The 20,182-nt window shown below is 32.1% G+C and carries 19 protein-coding genes; 15 read left to right on the top strand and 4 right to left on the bottom strand.

From position 1 onward, the window contains the following. Positions 1-15: 15 nt before the first annotated feature. Positions 16-1,677, bottom strand: a complete 1,662-nt coding sequence (gene menD, locus ACNRYB_RS16220) for a 2-succinyl-5-enolpyruvyl-6-hydroxy-3-cyclohexene-1-carboxylic-acid synthase (protein WP_473727923.1) — start codon at positions 1,675-1,677, stop codon at positions 16-18. Between the two features lie 178 nt (positions 1,678-1,855). On the opposite strand from menD, the gene ACNRYB_RS16225 reads away from it, so the two are divergent. Further along, positions 1,856-3,031 carry a thioredoxin family protein gene (locus ACNRYB_RS16225; protein ID WP_473727924.1) on the top strand — a complete coding sequence of 392 codons (1,176 nt, stop codon included), beginning with the start codon at positions 1,856-1,858 and terminating at the stop codon, positions 3,029-3,031. Positions 3,032-3,045: 14 nt separating this feature from the next. Further along, the gene (locus ACNRYB_RS16230; protein ID WP_008468951.1) at positions 3,046-3,543 is read left to right on the top strand and encodes a GNAT family N-acetyltransferase; all 498 of its coding nucleotides are present in this window, start codon (positions 3,046-3,048) and stop codon (positions 3,541-3,543) included. Between the two features lie 129 nt (positions 3,544-3,672). Here ACNRYB_RS16230 and ACNRYB_RS16235 read toward each other — a convergent pair whose 3' ends face one another. Both ACNRYB_RS16235 and ACNRYB_RS16240 read right to left on the bottom strand, forming a co-directional pair. Further along, complete coding sequence (locus ACNRYB_RS16235; protein WP_343706537.1) at positions 3,673-4,260, bottom strand: glutathione peroxidase; 588 nt, start codon at positions 4,258-4,260, stop codon at positions 3,673-3,675. Positions 4,261-4,604: 344 nt separating this feature from the next. After that, positions 4,605-4,748: a hypothetical protein gene (locus tag ACNRYB_RS16240; protein WP_473727925.1), complete on the bottom strand. Its 144-nt coding sequence runs from the start codon at positions 4,746-4,748 to the stop codon at positions 4,605-4,607. 269 nt (positions 4,749-5,017) lie between these two features. Between ACNRYB_RS16240 and ACNRYB_RS16245 the strand changes: the two genes are divergently transcribed. The 4 genes from ACNRYB_RS16245 (at position 5,018) to ACNRYB_RS16260 (ending at position 7,551) form a co-directional block, all read left to right on the top strand. Then, positions 5,018-5,548, top strand: a complete 531-nt coding sequence (locus ACNRYB_RS16245) for an RNA polymerase sigma factor (protein WP_111369022.1) — start codon at positions 5,018-5,020, stop codon at positions 5,546-5,548. Then, complete coding sequence (locus ACNRYB_RS16250; RefSeq protein WP_129747181.1) at positions 5,548-6,336, top strand: anti-sigma factor; 789 nt, start codon at positions 5,548-5,550, stop codon at positions 6,334-6,336. Before ACNRYB_RS16245 ends, ACNRYB_RS16250 begins: the two co-directional genes overlap by 1 nt. Before the next feature lie 78 nt (positions 6,337-6,414). After that, on the top strand, positions 6,415-6,801 hold the full coding sequence (locus ACNRYB_RS16255; protein ID WP_473727926.1) for a DoxX family protein: 387 nt from the start codon (positions 6,415-6,417) through the stop codon (positions 6,799-6,801). Positions 6,802-6,819: 18 nt separating this feature from the next. Beyond that, positions 6,820-7,551: a DUF3667 domain-containing protein gene (locus ACNRYB_RS16260; protein ID WP_473727927.1), complete on the top strand. Its 732-nt coding sequence runs from the start codon at positions 6,820-6,822 to the stop codon at positions 7,549-7,551. 69 nt (positions 7,552-7,620) lie between these two features. Here the strand turns inward: ACNRYB_RS16260 and ACNRYB_RS16265 are convergent, their stop codons facing one another. Further along, a complete protein-coding gene (locus ACNRYB_RS16265; protein ID WP_473727928.1) occupies positions 7,621-10,830 on the bottom strand; it encodes a cytochrome c biogenesis protein in 3,210 nt (1,069 codons plus the stop codon). A gap of 286 nt (positions 10,831-11,116) precedes the next feature. Here ACNRYB_RS16265 and ACNRYB_RS16270 point away from each other — a divergent pair, with 286 nt between their 5' ends. From ACNRYB_RS16270 to ACNRYB_RS16310, 9 genes are all read left to right on the top strand, one after another. Then, entirely contained in the window at positions 11,117-11,878 is a 762-nt protein-coding gene (locus ACNRYB_RS16270) for a Rossmann-like and DUF2520 domain-containing protein (RefSeq protein WP_473727929.1), read from the top strand. Further along, positions 11,862-12,389: a KdsC family phosphatase gene (locus ACNRYB_RS16275; RefSeq protein ID WP_129747186.1), complete on the top strand. Its 528-nt coding sequence runs from the start codon at positions 11,862-11,864 to the stop codon at positions 12,387-12,389. Before ACNRYB_RS16270 ends, ACNRYB_RS16275 begins: the two co-directional genes overlap by 17 nt. 133 nt (positions 12,390-12,522) lie before the next feature. Then, positions 12,523-13,398: a geranylgeranylglycerol-phosphate geranylgeranyltransferase gene (locus tag ACNRYB_RS16280; protein WP_473727930.1), complete on the top strand. Its 876-nt coding sequence runs from the start codon at positions 12,523-12,525 to the stop codon at positions 13,396-13,398. Then, on the top strand, positions 13,391-13,975 hold the full coding sequence (locus tag ACNRYB_RS16285; RefSeq protein WP_473727931.1) for a Maf-like protein: 585 nt from the start codon (positions 13,391-13,393) through the stop codon (positions 13,973-13,975). Before ACNRYB_RS16280 ends, ACNRYB_RS16285 begins: the two co-directional genes overlap by 8 nt. A 10-nt stretch (positions 13,976-13,985) precedes the next feature. Then, entirely contained in the window at positions 13,986-14,516 is a 531-nt protein-coding gene (locus tag ACNRYB_RS16290) for a mechanosensitive ion channel domain-containing protein (protein WP_129747189.1), read from the top strand. Positions 14,517-14,618: 102 nt separating this feature from the next. Beyond that, on the top strand, positions 14,619-15,719 hold the full coding sequence (locus ACNRYB_RS16295) for an AI-2E family transporter (RefSeq protein WP_129747190.1): 1,101 nt from the start codon (positions 14,619-14,621) through the stop codon (positions 15,717-15,719). Between the two features lie 78 nt (positions 15,720-15,797). Beyond that, positions 15,798-17,630: a hypothetical protein gene (locus tag ACNRYB_RS16300; protein ID WP_473727932.1), complete on the top strand. Its 1,833-nt coding sequence runs from the start codon at positions 15,798-15,800 to the stop codon at positions 17,628-17,630. Positions 17,631-17,813: 183 nt separating this feature from the next. Continuing rightward, positions 17,814-18,326, top strand: a complete 513-nt coding sequence (locus tag ACNRYB_RS16305) for a hypothetical protein (protein WP_129747192.1) — start codon at positions 17,814-17,816, stop codon at positions 18,324-18,326. A gap of 207 nt (positions 18,327-18,533) precedes the next feature. After that, positions 18,534-20,159: an LVIVD repeat-containing protein gene (locus ACNRYB_RS16310; protein WP_473727933.1), complete on the top strand. Its 1,626-nt coding sequence runs from the start codon at positions 18,534-18,536 to the stop codon at positions 20,157-20,159. The last annotated feature ends 23 nt before the right edge of the window (positions 20,160-20,182 follow it).

Consider the following 20,182-nt stretch of genomic DNA (forward strand, 5'->3'; position numbering starts at 1 on the left):
TATTTTCTTTCAATTTTAGATTAAGTATTTAAAATATTGTTTTAAAATAAGGTCATTTTCAGTTGTTGGCGTAAAAATTTCTAGAATACACGGAGTTTCGTTAGAATCATATAGAGAATTGATTCCGTTTTCTAATGATGGAACATCATGAGCTATAAAATAATTTAAACCATACATTTTTGCCAAATGCTCAGCAGTCAATTTATGCGAAGTTTCAAAATAGGTATTGAAAACCGGTTTTTCTTGATGACCAGGTAGAATTCTAAAGATCCCTCCTCCTCCATTATTAACTAAAATAATTTTGAAGTTTTTAGGAATATAAGAGTTCCACAAAGCATTGCTATCGTATATGAAACTTATATCTCCAGTAACAAAAATGGTTTGTTTTTCGTTTCCAACCGCCGCGCCGATTGCTGTAGAAGTGCTCCCATCAATTCCGCTTGTTCCTCGATTGCAAAAAACTTCTATAGAATTATCAATATCAATAAGCTGTGCATAACGAATAGCAGAACTGTTGCTAATCTGTAGCATGCTGTTTTTAGGCAATGATTCGATTACTTTTTCAAAAACTTTAAAATCTGAAAATTCGATTTTATTTAAATAGTCTTTTCTTCTCTCTAATCTTGTTTGGTAAACAGTATTAACATTATTAAAATAGTTACTTTTTACAAAAGATGTTTTCGAAAGCAAGTCTCTAAAGAAATCATTTGGCTGCATCTCAAAATGTTTTGTCAATGCTCCAAATGTATCATAAGCACGCAATGTATCTACATGCCAATGATATTTTGGTTTGTATTTTCGCAGAAATCCTTTTATTCTCTTTGAAACTACCATTCCGCCAAAAGTCACTAATACCTCAGGGTTAAATTTCTTAAAATCAAAATCATCAAATGGTGTAATTAAAGTATCTATTGAATTAATAAAACTTTCGTGATGAAGATTTGAAGTTGTTTCTGTAAGCACGACAACTGACGGATCTAAAGCTAAATTTTCAATAATTTCTTTATCAATTGTATTCGCTTCGTTAACTCCAACTAAGATTAATTTTCGTTTCGCAGTATTCCAAACAGAAACTACTTCTTCACTATTTTCTATTATTAATGGAAAAGCTTCTGGCTTTGGATTTGTAATTTTTGGCTGTACAGAAAGTTCTTCTGTTGTTTCGTATAAAGGTTCTTCAAAAGGCGCATTAATATGCACGGGGCCTTTTTTAAGAATTGCAGTTTCAATTGCCAGATTGATTTTCAGATCATTCTCTTCTGATGCTTCTTCGGTTAAATTCGCATTGAAAACAGAATGATTAGCAAAAACATTTTCCTGACGAATGGTTTGTCCGTCACCAATATCAATTTTGTTCTGCGGACGGTCAGCAGAAATGACAATCAGTGGAATCTGACTGTAAAACGCTTCTGCCAAAGCAGGATAATAATTTAATAAAGCTGATCCTGAAGTACAGACTATTGCCGTTGGCTGTTTGGTTTGCTGTGCAATTCCTAAAGCAAAAAAAGCGGCACAACGCTCGTCTGCAATACTGTAACAGTTGAAGTTTGGATTTTGAGCAAACCCGATGGTTAATGGTGCATTTCTAGATCCTGGAGAAATTATAATATTGACAATGCCTTTGGCAGATAAAATTTCGATAATGCTTTGTGCAAGCGCTATTTTGGGGTAAATCATTCCTGTGGTGTATTACTTTTTTTTAAAGAAAATTCTTTAATTCGTTTTTCCTCATCTTGCTTACAAAGTTACAAACTTCGCACTTGATTTATATTATAATTAGGAATATATTAAGGCTCTTTCTCAAAAAAGGGAATATATTTGTAAAATCGAATAATTAATAAAAGCCTGACACAATATGCGTTTCTTATTTATACTTTTTTTATCTGTTACTTTTCAAACTATAACTTCACAGAGTCAATTTGTTCCTGTAGATGTTCCGTACAAAACGGCTTTAGAAAATGCTAAAAAAGAAGGAAAACCGCTTTTTGTTATGCTTTATGCAGATTGGTGTCCACATTGTAATTTAATGAAAGCGGAAGTTTTGAGCGATCCTGCTGTTATGGATTTTTTGAATAAAAATTTTGTTTGCACTTATAAAAACATTGAAAAAGAAGAAGGAACTGCATTAAAGAATAAATTCAATACCAAATCGCTTCCTACTTTCTTATTTCTTGATAGTAATGAAACTTTAATTTATGCATTAAAAGGCGAAATGAAAAAGCCTGAATTCTTAAATGAACTCAACAATGCTTTGAATCCGAGAGTGCAATTACCTTATTTGGAAAAGCAGTTTCTTGCGGATCCTAGTAATTCAGATAAATTCTTTGTTTATTTGAATACTTTAAAGAAAGGAAAAGACAGAACAGAATTGTCAATACCAACGCATATTTATCTGAATACTCAAACAGACAAGCAATTGGTTAGCGAAGTAAACTGGCGAGTTATTGCAAATGGAGTTACTGATATTAAATCTAGAGAATTTCAGTATGTTTTAAATCATCAGAAAGAGTTTGCGGCTGTTGCTTCTCAAAATCGAGTTGACCGTAAAATTGAAAGTATTGTAAACGAACTGCTTCGTCCTTTGGTTGACAATTTAGATACCGTAAACTATTACAAACAAAGAGAAGTTGCTAAGTCGATTAGATTGCAAAAAACTGATTCTTTGGTTTTTAAATATGATTTAACATTGGCAGAAAGAACTGAAAAATGGGACTTTTACAAAAAAGTTACGCTCGAAGAAACCCAAAAATTGGTTTGGAATGATGCGAGCTTTTTAAAAGATATCGGAAACACTTATTTTAAACATATTAATGATAAAGAGAGTTTAAAAAAAGCCATCTCTTGGGTAGATCGTTCTTTAGAATTAAATGATTCGTATGACGGTAATTTGCTTGAAGCAAAACTTTACAATAAAATAAAAGACAAAAAGAAAGCTTTAGAATACGCCAAAAATGCCAAAGCCATAGCCAAAGAAATGGACTGGAATTCTAAAGAAGTAGACACTTTATTAGCTGAATTGAATACCAAATAACTGTAATAATACCAATGAGCATTATATTAAGACCTGCAACAACAAACGATTTGCAAAAAATTCTAGAAATTGTAAATCATTCCATATTACATACTACTGCTAATTATAGTTATGAAATTCAGACTTTGGAAGTTCAAACAAAATGGTTTGAAGATAAAATGGCTAAAAATCTTCCTGTAATTGTAGCCGATTTAGACGGCGAAGTGGTTGGTTTTGGGAGTTACGGGCAGTTTAGAGAAAAGATTGGCTATCAATATACTGTTGAACATTCTGTTTACGTGGTCGATAATATAATAGGAAAAGGAATTGGTTCTAAACTTTTGACAGAATTAATCCGTTTGGCTAAAGAACAAGGATATCATGTTATGATTGGCGCTATTGACGCTGATAATGCAGGAAGTATTGCTTTTCATGAAAAATTCGGATTTGTTGCTACAGGAACAATTCGCGAAGTAGGCTATAAATTTGACCACTGGTTGGATTTAGTTTTTATGCAGCTTATTTTGGTTTAACCGCAAAGCACGCTAAGAATACGCAAAGTTCGCAAAGTATCTAAAAACTCTTTCCCTTTGCCTCTTTGTAACTTTGGACCTAAAAAAAACACAAATTTGAAAATTCAAATTTGTGTTTTTTTTTTAAATTTAGCTTTTAATCCAATTGATAACTTCTGGTTCTGTTACTAAAGTTTTTGGTTTAATTACTTTTACCAATTCTCCTTTTTCGTTGATTAAGTATTTCTGAAAATTCCATTCAACTTCAGAATCTTGCAGACCGTTTCTTGATTTTTCAGTTAAGAATTTATAGACATCACACATATCGCTTCCTTTAACTGAAACTTTACTCATCATAGGAAAAGAAACACCATAGTTTTGCTGGCAGAAAGTTTCGATTTCTTTATTTGTTCCTGGCTCCTGAGATGCAAAGTTATTTGCAGGGAAACCAACAATTACAAAACCTTTATCTTTATATTCTTTGTAAACCGCTTCTAAATCTTTGTACTGTGGAGTTAAACCACATTTTGAAGCCGTGTTGACAATCATGATTTTTTTGCCTTTCAAAGATGCAAAGTCAAAAGTATCTCCTGATAAATCTTCTACTTTAAATTGATAGATTGTTTCTTTTGTCATGGTTTTATCTTTTTTAGATAATTTGTTTGAACTGGTTTGAGCATTTAATCCTGTTGCAGATAAAACTGCTGCTCCAAATAGTATAAAAAGTATTTTTTTCATCTTATAATTTTTTATAAAATTAGCTAAAATCCATTTTACAAAAACTTTTTTTTTGCTAATCAAAAGTTAAATAAAAAATGAAGCCTAACGTTAATCAGACGTTAGGCTTCCCCCCATACAAACAAATCAAACCATGAATTAATTATTATGTAACCTTTTATAAGTTATAGTTGATGACTCGGTTATGTCGAAAATTTATTTACCCCCTATATGTCTTGTGTTTTTCAAATAATCAAATGGCTTGTAATGATGTAAAGTTGACATATTAAAAAAATCTTCTGTCTGGAAGTCCGAGTGCATCAACTATATAATATTTTAAAATATTTTTTTATAATCAAATCTTATTAAGCATCAATTGCTGGATGCCTGCTGTTTATGTAACCTGATAAAGTTTCTTTCACAAAATCTTTTTCAGTAAAAATGGTCAATGACAAAACTGTTGTTAATCCTACTATTAATATTTTGACTATTATTTTGCTATCCATCATATTCTCAATACTATTTTAACAACAGCTTTTTTGAATTTTAATAATGTGTCTAAGATTTTTCTGATCTCTTTAACTACATTTACGTAATAGGATTGTTTTTGGTTTTAAAAAAAGTAAAAAAAAACGCATTTTTTTTCTGAAGCCTTTATTTTCCTAGGTTTTAGACTGTTAAAAAAAATAAAAAAATGATGAAAAAATAAATTAACTTTATAACTGCTTAACATATAATGCTTTTAATTTCTAAAGTTTAAACTTAAAAATCCCAATCTATGAGTCAAGAAGAACTGCTAGTTTTAATTTACAAAAAGGACGAAAAAGCTTTTACACATTTATATGACATGTATTCAAAAAGCTTGTTTTCAGTCATTCATGTGCTAATCAAGAATCGCGAAGAAGCAGAAGATGTCCTTCAAGACGTTTTTGTCAAAATATGGAAAAACATAGATTCTTATAACGAAAGCAAAGGACGATTTTACACGTGGATCCTTAATATCGCCCGAAATACGTCGATCGATAAACTTCGTTCTAAAGACTATAATAACAGCCAAAAAAACCTTTCATCAGATAATTTCGTAAATCTTTTAGATGAGAGTAATAAATTGAGTCATAAACTTGATGCAATTGGAATTCAAGAATTTGTAAAAAAACTAAAACCAAAATGTATCGAAATAATCAATTTGTTGTTCTTTAAAGGGTATACCCAGCAAGAAGCTTCAGAAGAATTGGCATTGCCACTGGGAACCATAAAAACTCAAAACAGAAACTGTATTAACGATTTACGTAATTATTTGAAAATATAATGGAAGCACAAGAATATATAGAATCAGGAATTTTAGAGCTATACGTTTATGGCTTATTAAGTGAAAAAGAAAACCTAGAAATTGCCGAATTGGCAAAAAATAATCCTGAAGTGGATCAAGAAATAATTTCTATTGAAAAGGCTGTTATTGCTCTTTCATCGAGCTTCTCTCCTTTCCATTCTGTAGAAAATTTCGAGAAAATTAAAGCCCGCCTTGAACTTAAACACGGGAAAGTAGTTGAAATGAAACCAACTTCAAATTGGTCGCAATATGTAGGCTGGGCAGCTGCAGTATTATTACTACTTGGTTTAGGATATCAGACTTTAGAATTGACAAAAACTAAAGAAGCGATTTCTACTGTTGGGAATGAAAAGAACAAGATTCAAAGAGAATATGCCTTTTTAGATCAGCAAAATAAGCAAACCGAGAAAAACTTAAGTATTGTTAGAGATATCAAGAATACGGGTGTAACTCTTGGAGGGCAAGCTGTTTCTCCAACTTCTTTTGCTAAAGTTTACTGGAACAAACAGACTAAAACGACTTATATTGATGCTGCTGGATTGCCAACTCCTCCGAAAGGAATGGTTTATCAGGTTTGGTCTTTAAAACTAAGTCCTGTACTTACTCCAACAAGCATTGGTTTACTGGATAATTTTGAAGGCAACAAGCAAAAAATCTTTGCTGTAAATCAAACCGATTCAGCAGAGGCTTTCGGAATCACTCTCGAGCCAGCTGGCGGAAGTCTTACTCCAACAATGGAACAACTTTATACTTTAGGAAAAGTTTAAAATAAACTCAATTGTAAACTTTAAGCGCATATTAATTAATTTTAATATGCGTTTTTTATAATCCAAAATTAAATAATCATGAACGGAACTCTACTACTAAGAATTGCTACTGCTATTATACTTCTTACACATTCTGTTTTTGGAATGTTTAACGGCGGAATCAATGATTTTGGAAATCTATACTTAAATCAAATTGGTTTTGCTCCTTTTGGTGTATTTCTCGCTTGGTCAATTAAGATTTCGCATATTATAGCAGCTATTTTATTACTGTCAAATAAATATATTATGCCAGCAGGTTTTATCACCATTTTTATTCTAATTATGGGGATCGTTTTGGTTCATTTCCAAGAAGGCTGGTTTGTTGTAGGCGGCGGAAGAAACGGTGTAGAATATAATTTTCTGCTAATAATCGTTTTATTAGCAATTATGTATCCGAATGGAATTTCAAGAAAAGGTAATTCATAAATAAAATATTGAACTGAAATGGAAATAATGTGCAAGAATTGCTATCAGATTTTTAAAGGTCATTATTGTAATAATTGCGGGCAGACAGCAGAAACGCATAAAATAAATGCTCATTTTTTGTGGCACGATATTCAGCATGGTTTGTTGCATTTTGACAAAGGAATATTATATTCATTAAAACAATTATTTACCAGACCAGGACATTCTATTCGAGAATTTATTGAAGGAAAAAGAGTTCGTCATTTTAAGCCTTTGTCTTTAGTTGTGCTGCTTGCGACACTGTACGGATTTATGTGCCATTATTTTGAAATTAATTTTTTCAAAAATTCGTCAAGTGAATATTTAGATTATAATCATTTGAATGAATGGTTTGCTACTCATTTTTCTTGGGTTACAATCGCTACAATTCCGTTTTATACTATAGGAACTTATGCCGTTTTTAGAAATCAAGGATACAATTTTGTAGAGTTTTTTGTGCTCAATACATTTAAGGCGTCTCAAAGACTTTTTGTTCAAATTTTGATGTTTCCAGTTTTACTATATCTAAACAAAACAGAACATGTACAGCAATTTTCAAGCATAACTTATGCTATCGGCTTAATATTGATATTCTGGACCAATGTTCAATTTTTTAATAAAATGTCAAAAACAAAGGCTTTTTTGTTATCTATTTTAAGTCACCTAATTTTTTTCATTTCTTTTTTTATTTTCATAACGATTGTGTTTTTATTAAGTGGAAAGTTTTCTTGAGAAACAAAATTTTAAGCAATAAAAAAGGGTTCAAATTTTTGAACCCTTTTTTTATATCAATCAACTTGATTATTTTTTTACTTTTTTCGTTTTATAGTATTTTCTATATTTTGGATAAGTAATAGCTCCAATTATAGAAATTGTAATTAAGCAATAATAAATCCAATTTAATGAATGCGCTTCACCGCTTGCGTAAGAGTGTAAACCAACTAAGTGGAAGTTTACTCCATAATAGGTAAACAAGATAGAAACGAAAGCATACATACTCATTAAGTTAAAGAACCATTTTCCTCTTAAAGCTGGAACAAAACGAGCGTGAATTACAAAAGCATAAACCATAATCGAGATTAAAGCCCAAGTTTCTTTTGGATCCCATCCCCAGTAGCGCCCCCAACTTTCGTTTGCCCATTGTCCGCCTAAGAAGTTTCCAATCGTCAACATGATAAGACCGATTGTCAATGCCATTTCGTTAATGTAACTTACTTCTTTGATATGTAAATCCATTTTGGCTTTGTTTTTATCATTCGTAAAGAAAATCAATAAAAGAGCCACAAAACCTAAAATCATTCCTAATGCAGTTGGACCATAACTAGCTACAATTACCGCAACGTGAATCATTAACCAATAAGAATTAAGAACCGGCTGTAAGTTTGCAATTTCTGGATCGATCCAGTTCATGTAAGCGGCCATTAAAATCATTGCTGTTACGAATGCTGACGAAGCTACTGTAAGTTTCGATTTTCTGTCAAAAGCCAATCCGAAGAACATTGTTGACCAAGCCACATAAACAATCGATTCGTAAGCATTACTCCACGGTGCGTGACCCGAAATATACCAACGTGCAATTAATCCTAAGGTGTGAATTAAAAATAATAATCCAACAATAGCATGGAAACCGTTTACAGTAATTCTAAGCCATTTTTTCTCAAAGAAAATACTAAGAATAGTAAACATTAACATAAGGATAGACGCTGTAATGTACCAATAAGGCAATACTTTGAAAACGTCATACTTGTTATAAGCAATCTCAGCATCAATTTTATCTTCGCTTGGTCTTACTTTAGCACCAAATTTTTTCTGGAAACCATTGATGCTTTCTACTAAATTATCAGCAGTATCAAAGTTTTTCTGAATTGAACCGTTATTTAAAGCGCTAAAATATAATGGCAGAATTTGTTGCACATAAGTCGAATCCATTCCTTTAAAACCTGCATTGTCACGTTCTAAATAAGAAACCCATTTGTTTCCGGGATCATTTGGAACAGGAAATATTTTTAAAATACGACCACTCAAAGCGGACTCCATTAGATTGACTTTTTTGTCTGTTTCGACAAAATCTTTCTCAAAATTATTCGGATTTGCAGCTTTGTAAGCTTCATCTAAATATGGCGATAATTTATAGTTTCCTTGCTCATCAAAGAATTTTACAAATGGTGCATACTGATCTTTTGAATCAATTCCGATAATTTTACGAATACTATCGTTTCCTGATTTAATATAAATTAATGGAATCTGAATCCAAACCTGAGCATATTGCGTCATAGATAAGAATACTTGATCAGAATTCATTCCGTTGTACGTGTCTTTATGACTTACTTTTCTAAGCAATTCAGATGAAAACGTATTAATTGGCTTCATTCTACCTCCAGCATCCTGAATAATCAAACGGCCAAATTTTGCAGCGTGAGCTTCTGGAGCTTTGTAAATAGTCAATAAAGAATCTAATTGCTTTTGACTAGGAGGAGCTGTAACATGATGTGCATGATCATTTGGATCTGCAGAATGTGCGTGATCATGAGAATGAACATGAGGCGTTTGCTGTGCAAAACCGTTCAAACCAATCAATAAAACTAAAATACTGATTAGTTTTTCTTTTTTCTTTTGAATAGCATCAAGCTTGCGTTTCAAATCACCAAAACGAGAGTGTTTAGTAAACATAATTGCCATTAAACCAATGTATAACAGAAAATAACCTAAATAAGTAATATTAGTACCCCAGAAATCATGATTTACAGATAAAACTGTTCCCTTTTCGTCTGGATCGAATGAAGACTGAAAGAAACGATATCCTTTATGATCTAAAACGTGGTTCATAAAAATATCGGCATCAAAAGTTTCTGTAGAATCCTGAACAGTTACTTTACTTTTAAAAGCAGAATAACTTTTTTCTGTTCCTGGGTATTTATCTGCAATAAAATCGTTTAAACGAATTTTAAATGGTAAAACATAAGCTTTACTTCCGTAGAATAAAGAATACTCAATTTTACCAATTTTCACTGTTTTTGGTTCTCCAATTTGTCCTTTAGAACCAAAAAGCATTACTTCTTTTTCTTGTCCTTCTGCTTTTACTTTTACAACCAAAGCATCTCTATGAGACTTGGCTTTAAAGTCATTATTAGATTCGTAATCTACTTTTCCTTTCAATGGAGGCTCTGGAAATACAATTCTAATGTCTCCAATGCTGTATAACGAACGCATCATTAAAGGCTGTACATTATCCTTAGTAACTGTACCTTTAAACTGATCTGCCATTCGCATAAATTCACCTTCAAAAGGAGTTTGAATAGTGTATTCTTTACCAGTAGTATTGATATTAATTGCACCGTCTGTTTGCTTATTTAAGGCAAATAAAACGTTGTGAATATTTTGAACTTCACCCTCTTTCAGATAATGTTCTTCACGTCCGCCAGCACCAGCTTCAACTAATTTAAGATATAACGTTCCGTTTGGATCTGGTTTAACCACTTCTTTCGCTCCCATAATGTAGTTAGAATAGCTAACTTCAAAAGGAGTTTCATCAAATTTTCCTGAAATGCTGAAATCGTTATTGGTTGCAGGAGAAAGCAAAAGGCTTTTTTCAAAAACTCTTCTTTTCATTTCACCTTTGTATTCGCCATCAGCAAAAATGGTTAGAAAAGTTTTATCTGAATAAACTTGATTTTCTGCCGCGCCTTCGCGAATTGGCATCATTCCTTCATAACTTATATAACGAGTAATAAAAGCTCCTAAAATGATAAAAACAAAAGCAAGGTGCAATAGTAGAGTTGCCCATTTTTCTTTCTTATGCAGTTGGTATTTTTTGATGTTTCCGAAGAAATTGATCATAAAGATGGCCATAATTGCCTCAAACCACCATGTATTGTAAATTAGTATTCTAGCCGTATCGGTATTGTATTTACTTTCGATAAAAGTTCCAACACACATTGCAATTGCAAATGTTAAAAAAAGAACGGCCATTAATCGTGTAGAAAACAAAAAAGAGAATATTTTTTTATCCATTTTTTAGGGATTACATTGTATAAAAGTGCGACAAAAGTACTTAAAAATGTTGATTAGCAGGCTTTGCCTTTTGTTAATAAAAACCAAAAATAAGGACTATTTTTTAAACGAATTGACAATATAGAAAGTTTAAACTTACAAAAGCAATATACATTTTTTGATTCATTCTTTTTATTCAAATTGTGTTAGAATTCTAACAAAAACAAAAGGCAATAAAAACTTCAAAAATGCATTATCAGTAACCAATAGACTATTGATTAAAAAAAATAATACTAATTTTGCTTTCATGATTCAGATAACAATAATCGGTTCCGGCAACGTTGCGCAGCATTTGATAAAGGCTTTTTCTGCCAGCAAAATTGTTGAAATTAAACAGGTTTTTTCGAGAAAGAAAGAAGCCTTACTTCATTTAATTGATTCTGAAAAGATTATAACTGATTTTGCAGCATTAGAACCTGCTGATTTACATATTATTTCGGTTTCTGATAATGCTATTACAGAAGTTTCAGACCAACTTCCGTTTAATAATCAATTGGTGGTTCATACATCTGGAACATCTTCTATCGAGTTATTAAATTCCAAAAATCGACGCGGTGTTTTTTATCCGCTACAGACCTTTTCTAAAAATAAAGCAATTGATTATTCTGTTGTGCCTTTTTGTTTGGAAGCAGAAAACACAGCCGATTTTAAACTTTTGGAAACTATTGCAAAAAGCGTTTCAACTGCAGTTTACTCTATCAGTTCAGAACAGCGAAAAGCACTTCATGTTGCTGCCGTTTTTGTAAGCAATTTTACGAATCATTTATACCAAATGGGACAGGAGATCTGTGAAGAAAATCAAGTACCTTTTGCTGTTTTAAGACCATTAATTCAAGAAACCGCTGATAAAATCAACACTCTAGATCCTATTGACGCCCAAACTGGGCCAGCGATACGCCACGATTCAAATACCACAAATGCGCATCTGGCTTTTTTACAAGACGAAAACAAAAAAAATATCTATAAAATCCTAACACAATCTATACAGCATAATGGCAAAAAGTTATAAAGAATTAATGAATGACATCACAACCTTTGTTTTTGATGTAGACGGCGTACTTACAGACAGTTCTGTTTTTGTGACCAATGAAGGCGAAATGTTAAGAACAATGAATATTCGTGATGGATTTGCAATGAAAGCGGCAATCGAAAGCGGTTATCATGTTTGCATTATTTCTGGAGGAAGCAATGAAGGCGTACGTATTCGTCTTCGCAACTTAGGTATCACAGATATTCATTTAGGGACTCCTGATAAAGTAAAAACTTTTACGGCATATATAGAAACTCATAATATAAAACCTGAAAATGTATTATATATGGGAGACGATATTCCAGATTTTCATGTCATGAAATTAGTTGGACTTCCTACATGTCCGCAAGATGCAAGTCCAGAAATTAAAAAAATATGCCGATATATTTCGCACGTAAAAGGCGGACGCGGCGCTGCCAGAGATGTTATTGAGCAAGTAATGAAAGTGCAAGGAAAATGGATGGAATATTTTAACGGAAAGCACGATTAATTTAATTGTGAATTGTGAATTATAAATTGTTAATTAAAAAACTTAGCATCTTAGAATCTTAGCCCCTCAGAACCTTAAAGAAATGAAATTCCTCAAACTTATTCGTTACAAAAACCTTTTAATGCTTGCTTTTATGCAGCTACTTTTTCGTTATGCCTTTTTAAAACAGCAGGAAATTCCGCTGGCATTATCTGACTGGCAATACGGATTACTCGTTTTAAGCACTGTTTTATTGGCTGCTGCAGGTTACGTTATCAATAACATTTATGATGTAGGAACCGACAGCATCAACAAACCAAATGATGTTGTGGTTGGAAAAGGAATTACAGAAACGGCTGCTTATAACATTTATATAGGTCTGAATATTTCTGGAGTTGCAATTGGTTTTATTCTGTCGAATATCATTATGAGGCCTACTTTTGCTTCGCTTTTTATTTTAATCGCGTCGCTGTTATATTTTTATGCAACAACTCTTAAGCAAATCATGATTTTAGGCAATTTTGTCGTTGCGTTGCTTTTGGCTGTGAGTGTTTTGATTATAGGAGTTTTTGATCTTTTTCCTGCTACTACAGCCGAAAATCAGGCGCAAATGGCAAGTTTATTTTCTATTTTAATTGATTATGCTTTATTTGCTTTTATGATCAATTTTATTCGAGAAATTGTAAAAGATATTGAAGATGTAAATGGTGACTACAATATGGGAATGAATACTCTGCCAGTTGCAATTGGAGTTAACCGAGCAGCAAAAATAGCTTTAGGTTTTGCGGTCATTGCATTTATTCTATCTGGTCTTTATTGCAATACTTATTTCATGCAAAACAAACTTTACATTACAGTATTTTATGCTTTTGCAACTGTTTTGGCGCCTTTGCTTTATTTTATTGTAAAAATATTTAGTGCCAAATCTCAGAAAGAATTTCATCATTTAAGCAGTATTTTAAAACTTATTTTGTTCTTCGGAATTTTATCAATTCTAGTTATTGCTTTAAATATCAAATACAATGCTTAAAGAAAAATTAAAAAAATATAAAATTATTTTAGCTTCGGGTTCGCCTCGCAGACAACAGTTTTTTAAGGATTTAGATCTAGATTTCGAAATTCGTTTAAAAGATGTTGAAGAAATCTATCCGCCAGAATTAAAAGCTGCAGAAATCACAGATTATCTGGCTGAATTAAAAGCTAATGCATTTGAAGGTGAACTGGCAGCAAATGAAATTTTGGTTACAAGCGACACTATTGTTTGGCATCAGAACAAAGCTTTAGGAAAACCAAAAAATGCCGAAGAAGCTTTTGCTATGATAAAATCGATGTCAAATGCAACGCATGAAGTAATTACCTCGGTTTGTTTTAAAACCGCAGACTCCTCTACTCTTTTGCACGATATTACTAAAGTAACTTTCAATGACTTGTCAGATGAAGCTATTTTGTATTATATCGAAAATTACAAACCTTACGATAAAGCTGGTGCATATGGCATACAAGAATGGTTTGGTTTTATGGCAGTTGCAAAAGTAGAAGGCTCTTATACCAATGTTATGGGACTTCCGACAGCCAAAGTTTATGAATTTTTGACTACATTAGTGTAAAAATCTATTTATGTTTTCTTTTAAAGAGTATAGCCGAGAAATAATAGCAACAATCATTCTTATTGGAGTTTTGATTGTATTGCGAATGGTAATCGCTAAACTAATAAGACGTTTTGCCGCTACAAGCCAATTATTTGAACACCGAACTAATTTGGTTATAAAGTATATTAATATCTTAATGAATATACTGGTTGTAACCACTCTAATAGTAATCTGGGGAGTTCAGACAGAAGATATTTTTATTACCATTTCTTCCATTGCAACTGTAATTGGAGTAGCGATGTTTGCCCAATGGTCTATTTTAAGCAATATTACTTCCGGAATGATTTTATTTTTCTCCTTTCCTTTTAGAATTGGAGATACTATAAAAATACACGACAAAGATTTTCCTATCGAAGCTGAAATCGAAGACATAAATACCTTTCATGTAAGCTTAAAAACAAAAGAAGGTGAAAAAATAATTTTTCCAAATAATCTATTACTTCAAAAAGGGATTTCGATTATTCCTGCAAAGTACGAAGAGCGTGAGTTTTTCGACTAAAATATAATGGGAATTTTATAACGGGCAGTCAAAAAGCTGGAACGCAAAAAGACAAATAAAGTGTAATATTTGTTTTATAAATTCAGCTAAATAAAATAAAAAATGACTCGGCCCGTAACATTACCCTTTTACGCAAAACTTTCTTTTATTCTTGTTACCTTAATTTGTTTTGCATTTATTTTTTGCCTCGGAAAAGATATCCTTACTCCTATTTTAATGGCATTTTTATTTGCCGTTTTATTACTTCCGATTTTTACTTTTTTAAATACAAAGCTTAAATTTCCAAGGCATCTTGCGGCAATAATCTGTCTTGCCATTTTTATCTCCATTATTGTCGGAATATTGGTTTTTATTTCCTATCAAGTCACTTATATGGCAAATGATTTTGAAACCATAAAGAAAAACGCAAACTCATTTATTCTTGAAATTCATAAATTTATAAGAGAAAATTTTGAGGTAAGCATTGGAGAACAGAAAAAATATCTGGATTCTGTGACAAAAGATTCTGTAAAAACAGGTCAAGCAAAACTAGGCTCGTTTATTATATCTATAAGCGATGTTGTTTTAGACAGCACCATTATGATTATTTACACCTTTTTGTTTCTGATTTACAAAGAACATTTCAAACTGTTTTTTGCGAAATTAATCAAACAGGAAAATCATGCTGTTTTGCAGGATATTTTATCTCAGATAAAAGTTTCTATCAACAATTACATTGTAAGTTTAATTATCGAAATGATTGTTGTCTCGGTATTGACCAGTCTTGGTTTATGGATTATTGGCGTTAAATATTTTATTCTTCTCGGACTAATCACAGGAATTCTGAATCTAATACCTTATATCGGAATTTTTATTGCTGGAGTTATCACCGTTTTGGCTTCACTAACTGGATCTGGAGAAATATCGGTAATCCTAGGTATTCTTATTGTAAATATTATTGTTCAGTTTATTGATAATAATCTGCTTGTGCCATTAATCATTAATTCTAAAGTAGAAATAAATGCTTTTGTATCTATTATGGGAATCATTGTTGGAGGCGCCGCAGCTGGAATTGCCGGAATGTTTTTAGCTATTCCTCTTTTAGCTATTTTAAAAATCATTTTTGATCGAATTGAATCGCTCTCGGCTTGGGGTTATCTTATGGGAAATCATGTTCCAAGAAAATTTGTTTGGAGAAAAAGAAAAATTAAAACAGAAAATTAAAAAAAGCGTTATGCTAGCATAGCATTTATTTATTCATTATATTCATAAAACTAAAATTTATTAGAAGAAAACTACTGAATGTCTCAACACAACCAAATACTGATTTTCATTTTGCTTTGCTTTTGTTTACAAAGTGGACATGCGCAGGTAGAAGGTAGTAGAAAAGAATCAAAAAAGGAAAAAGATACTACAGAAATCTATACTAAAATTAGAAATTATTCTAAAAAAAATAAGTTTACGCAGGCAATGCATAAATTATTCTTTAGATCTAAGAAACCTAAGAAAAAAGACGAATTGCTTGTTTCTATTGATTCTACTAATTATGAAGGCAAAATTATTAGAAAGATTAATATTGTTACTTTAGATCCTTTTGGATACTCTATTTCCGATACTACTCAAATTCCTAAAAATTGGGGAGAAAGAATGGGTAATAGGCTTCACCTTAAAACAAAAAAAATAGCAATCTATAATTTATTGCTTTTTAAGAAAAACACACCTTATAACACCTATAAAGTTTTAGAGACTGAACGTTTAATTCGTGCGCAGCGTTATGTAACAGCGGTTAAAATTTCCAATCAGAGTGTTGGTAAAGCCTCAGATTCTGTAGATGTCACCATTCGAGTTTTAGATTCTTGGAGCACAATTCCGAGGTTCTCTATTTCCAGTAATCAGGTTTCTATTGGGTTTAAGGAAAAAGATTTTTTTGGAACAGGCCAGCAATTGGAATATCGTTTTACCAACCGCTTTGATGATGGCCAAAATGGCAATGAAGCAACTTATACAGTTCCTAATATTAAGAATACCTATATCGGAACTGTTTTCCATTATAAAATGGATTTGGACAATAACTACATTAAAAGCATTGATATTGAACGAGACTTTTACTCTCCTCTAACAAAATGGGCTGGTGGTTTATATATGGATGAAAATTTTAGAAGAGATACGCTTCAAGCTCCAGACTCTACATTTGCTTATCAGCCTAAGAAATATACATCACAAGATGTTTGGGTTGGTCGTGCTTTTAAAGTATTCGAAGACAATAATAAAGCAATTACAAATCTAATCACAACTGCTCGATTTCTGAATGTCAATTATAGCGAATCGCCTTCAGAACTTTATGATCCCAATCATTTTTATTCTTCTGAGAAACTAATTCTTAGCGGAATTGGATTTAATACAAGAAAATTTATCAAAGACAGTTACATTTTTAGGAATGGGCAAACAGAAGACGTCTCGATAGGTAGAATATATGGTATAACTTTTGGTTATCAATATAAAAATACTTTTTGGAGGCCCTACATTGGAGCTCAGTTTTCTTTTGGAAATTACTACCGTTTAGGTTTTCTAAGTATGAATTTTGAAGCGGGAACTTTTTTCCATCAGTCTAAAACTTATCAAACTTCTTTTTTGTTTGAAACCAATTATTTTACCAAATTATTCAGCATCGGAAATTGGAAACTTAGACAATTCATAAATCCCAAAGTAGTAATTGGAATAAATCGGGATGATATTGTTGGAGATCAATTAAATATAAATGAACAAAATGGTTTGGCAGGGTTTAACAGCTACTTGTACGGAACCAGTAAAGCTATTTTATCACTTCAGACACAAACATATTCTCCACATTCTTTATTAGGATTCCGTTTAAACCCATTTTTTAACTATTCAATTGCAGTATTGGGGAGTCCTGAAATGGCAATGACAAAGAGTAAAGCTTACTCTAAGCTTACCGTAGGACTCTTAATTAGTAATGATTATTTGGTTTTCAGTTCATTCCAACTATCATTGTCATATTATCCTAGTATTCCGCAGGAAGGAGACAATGTGTTTAAGACCAATACTTTTGAAACAACCGATTATCGACTTCAAAGTTTTGAACTTACCAAACCTCGTGTTGTCAATTACAAATAATTTATATTTTTTTTAAGAAATTCAAAAACAAACAAAACCACTAATTATCAATAAATTACAACTGTTTAAACTTTTTATTTATTCGATGAAATGCATTTTTATTCGACAAAATACATCTCAATGTTTTTTTGGCACAGTATATGAGTATCCCTATTCAAGATTAACATTAAAAAAACAAAAAAGATGAAAACGATAAAATTAGCAATAGCCGGATTATTTCTAATGATTGCAAACGCCACACAAGCCCAAGTATCAGTAAATGTAAATATAGGTACTCCACCTGCTTGGGGACCAGTAGGATATTCAGACATGGAATATTACTATCTTCCAGATATTGAAGCTTACTACGATGTTCGTGCTGCTCAGTTTATCTATTTCGGAGGAGGAAGATGGGTAAGAGCAACTTACTTGCCAAGACAATATAGAAATTATGATTTATATGGAGGTTATAAAGTAGTTTTAACAGACTATCACGGTAGAACTCCTTATGTATATTTTGATCGTCATAAAGTGAAATACTACAAAGGCTATTATGGAGCTCCACAAAGACCTTACAGACCAAGACCTGTATATGGTTATGACGACAGAAGAGATTACAAACGTTATGACAAACATTACGATAAACACCATGGAAAACATGATCGTCACGATCACGATGATGATCACGACCATGGTCACGGACACGGAAGAAGATAATTGCTAAATTATTAGTAATCAATACAAGAGAGTATCAAAAACATGATACTCTCTTTTTTTATGCCAACTAAATCTCGAAGTTTTGTTAAAAATTTATAATTCATGTATAAATCACTGTAAAAGAATAGGTTTTAGCAGAATTAACCTTTGTTTAATGTGATTATGATATATCTTTGCGCCGAATTTTTAAATCCAAAAAAGAAATTTATGAAAAAGAATGTTTATTTGCTTTCATTTTTAGCTATGTCACTGTTAATAGGTTGTGACGATAATAATGACAACAAAAACGATGGACAATCGTCAAATAACATTACTATTACCTCAGATCAATCTACATTGAATCAAAGACTTGACTTAACCAATTCAGGGGTAATTTCAATCGAAAATGGTTCTCTAACAGGAAAAGCAACTGAAAATTCTAACACTTCTTTTCCTTTAGTTCAAATTGCCGAAGTCAAACCTCCAGTTGATGCTAACGGAAGAACGCTTCAAGCGAGCCATGTAACTGTCAACGGAAATTATGCTTATGTATCTTATATTATGAGAGGCGATGCTTATTCTGGAGCTATTGATGTAATTGATGTTTCAGATCCGTACAAACCAAAATTGGTTGCTTCTGCCCTAATTCCTAATACAGATATTACATCTCTAACTTTTTCTGGTTCAAATTTAATTATCGGAGCAGCGAAAGATGTTGATAAAGATCCGCTTCTAACAAACAATCCTGCTATTGTGCTTAATATGGAATTAAGTTCTGGAATGCTTACAGATAAATTCAAAACCAATTATTTAGAAAGCAGAGTTACAACTGACGTTGCGGCCAATGTTTCTAATTACTTTGCTGTGACTGGAGACAACGGAAGTTTATTTAAATTAAGCAGTTCTACAAAAGAAATCACAGGAAAAGTTGCTGTAGCCGATTTACGTTCTATTGCTTTAACAAGCGATAAAGTGGTAACTTTAAGCGGTACAAAAAGCGTTAATATTTACAATCAATCGACTCTTGCTCTGCAAAAAAGCTTTACAACCTCTACTGATGTTAGCGGAGCAAAAAGAACAATGGATATTGACGGAACCAAACTTTTTGTTTCTGAAGGTCCAAACGGTCTTGGCGTATACGATATCAACAGCGGTTCTAAATTGCAAAGCATTGCAATTGCAACAGCTGGAGAAGATAATGTAACAAATGCTGTTTCTTTTAATGATGGTTATGCTTTTGTGGCAAACGGTGCTCTTGGATTGAATGTGTACCAATCTGCAACACAACTTAATTTATTAGGTTCTGTTGGAATTGCAGGTTCGTCAAACTATGTAAAATCAAGCGGCAATTATATTTATGTTGCGAGCGGAACAGGTGGTTTGAAAATCATAAAAATGGAAAAACCAAACACAACTTTTGCAAACTGTACCTCATATAGCATTTACAATCAAGGTAAGGATCTGATTTTGAATTCAAACGACATAAAATCATATCAAGGTGCGACTGCTATTAACTCAGCAATTATTAATTCTAATGCAGTTTTAACACATTGCGGATCAATTACTGTTCAAAATAGTTTGATTTTAAATAGCGGTGGCACTTTCAACATGACAGGGAGTTTGTCTCAAGGAAAATACCAGCAATCGAATCCGACCGAGTTAATTATCAATAATAATGCTCTTTTGCAAGTTGAAGGTTCTGTTGTAATCTGGGGAGATTTAAGATTAAACAGCGGTGCTAAAATTAACTTTATCGGAAATAGCTCTTCTATAACAATCTACGGAAAAGTTACAAAAGGAAGCAATGTAACCATTACAGGAACTTACAAAGACACTGAAAACAAATTGAAGTAAAATTCAAAAACACTTATATTAAA

This window comes from Flavobacterium sp. CR10, assembly GCF_055814415.1.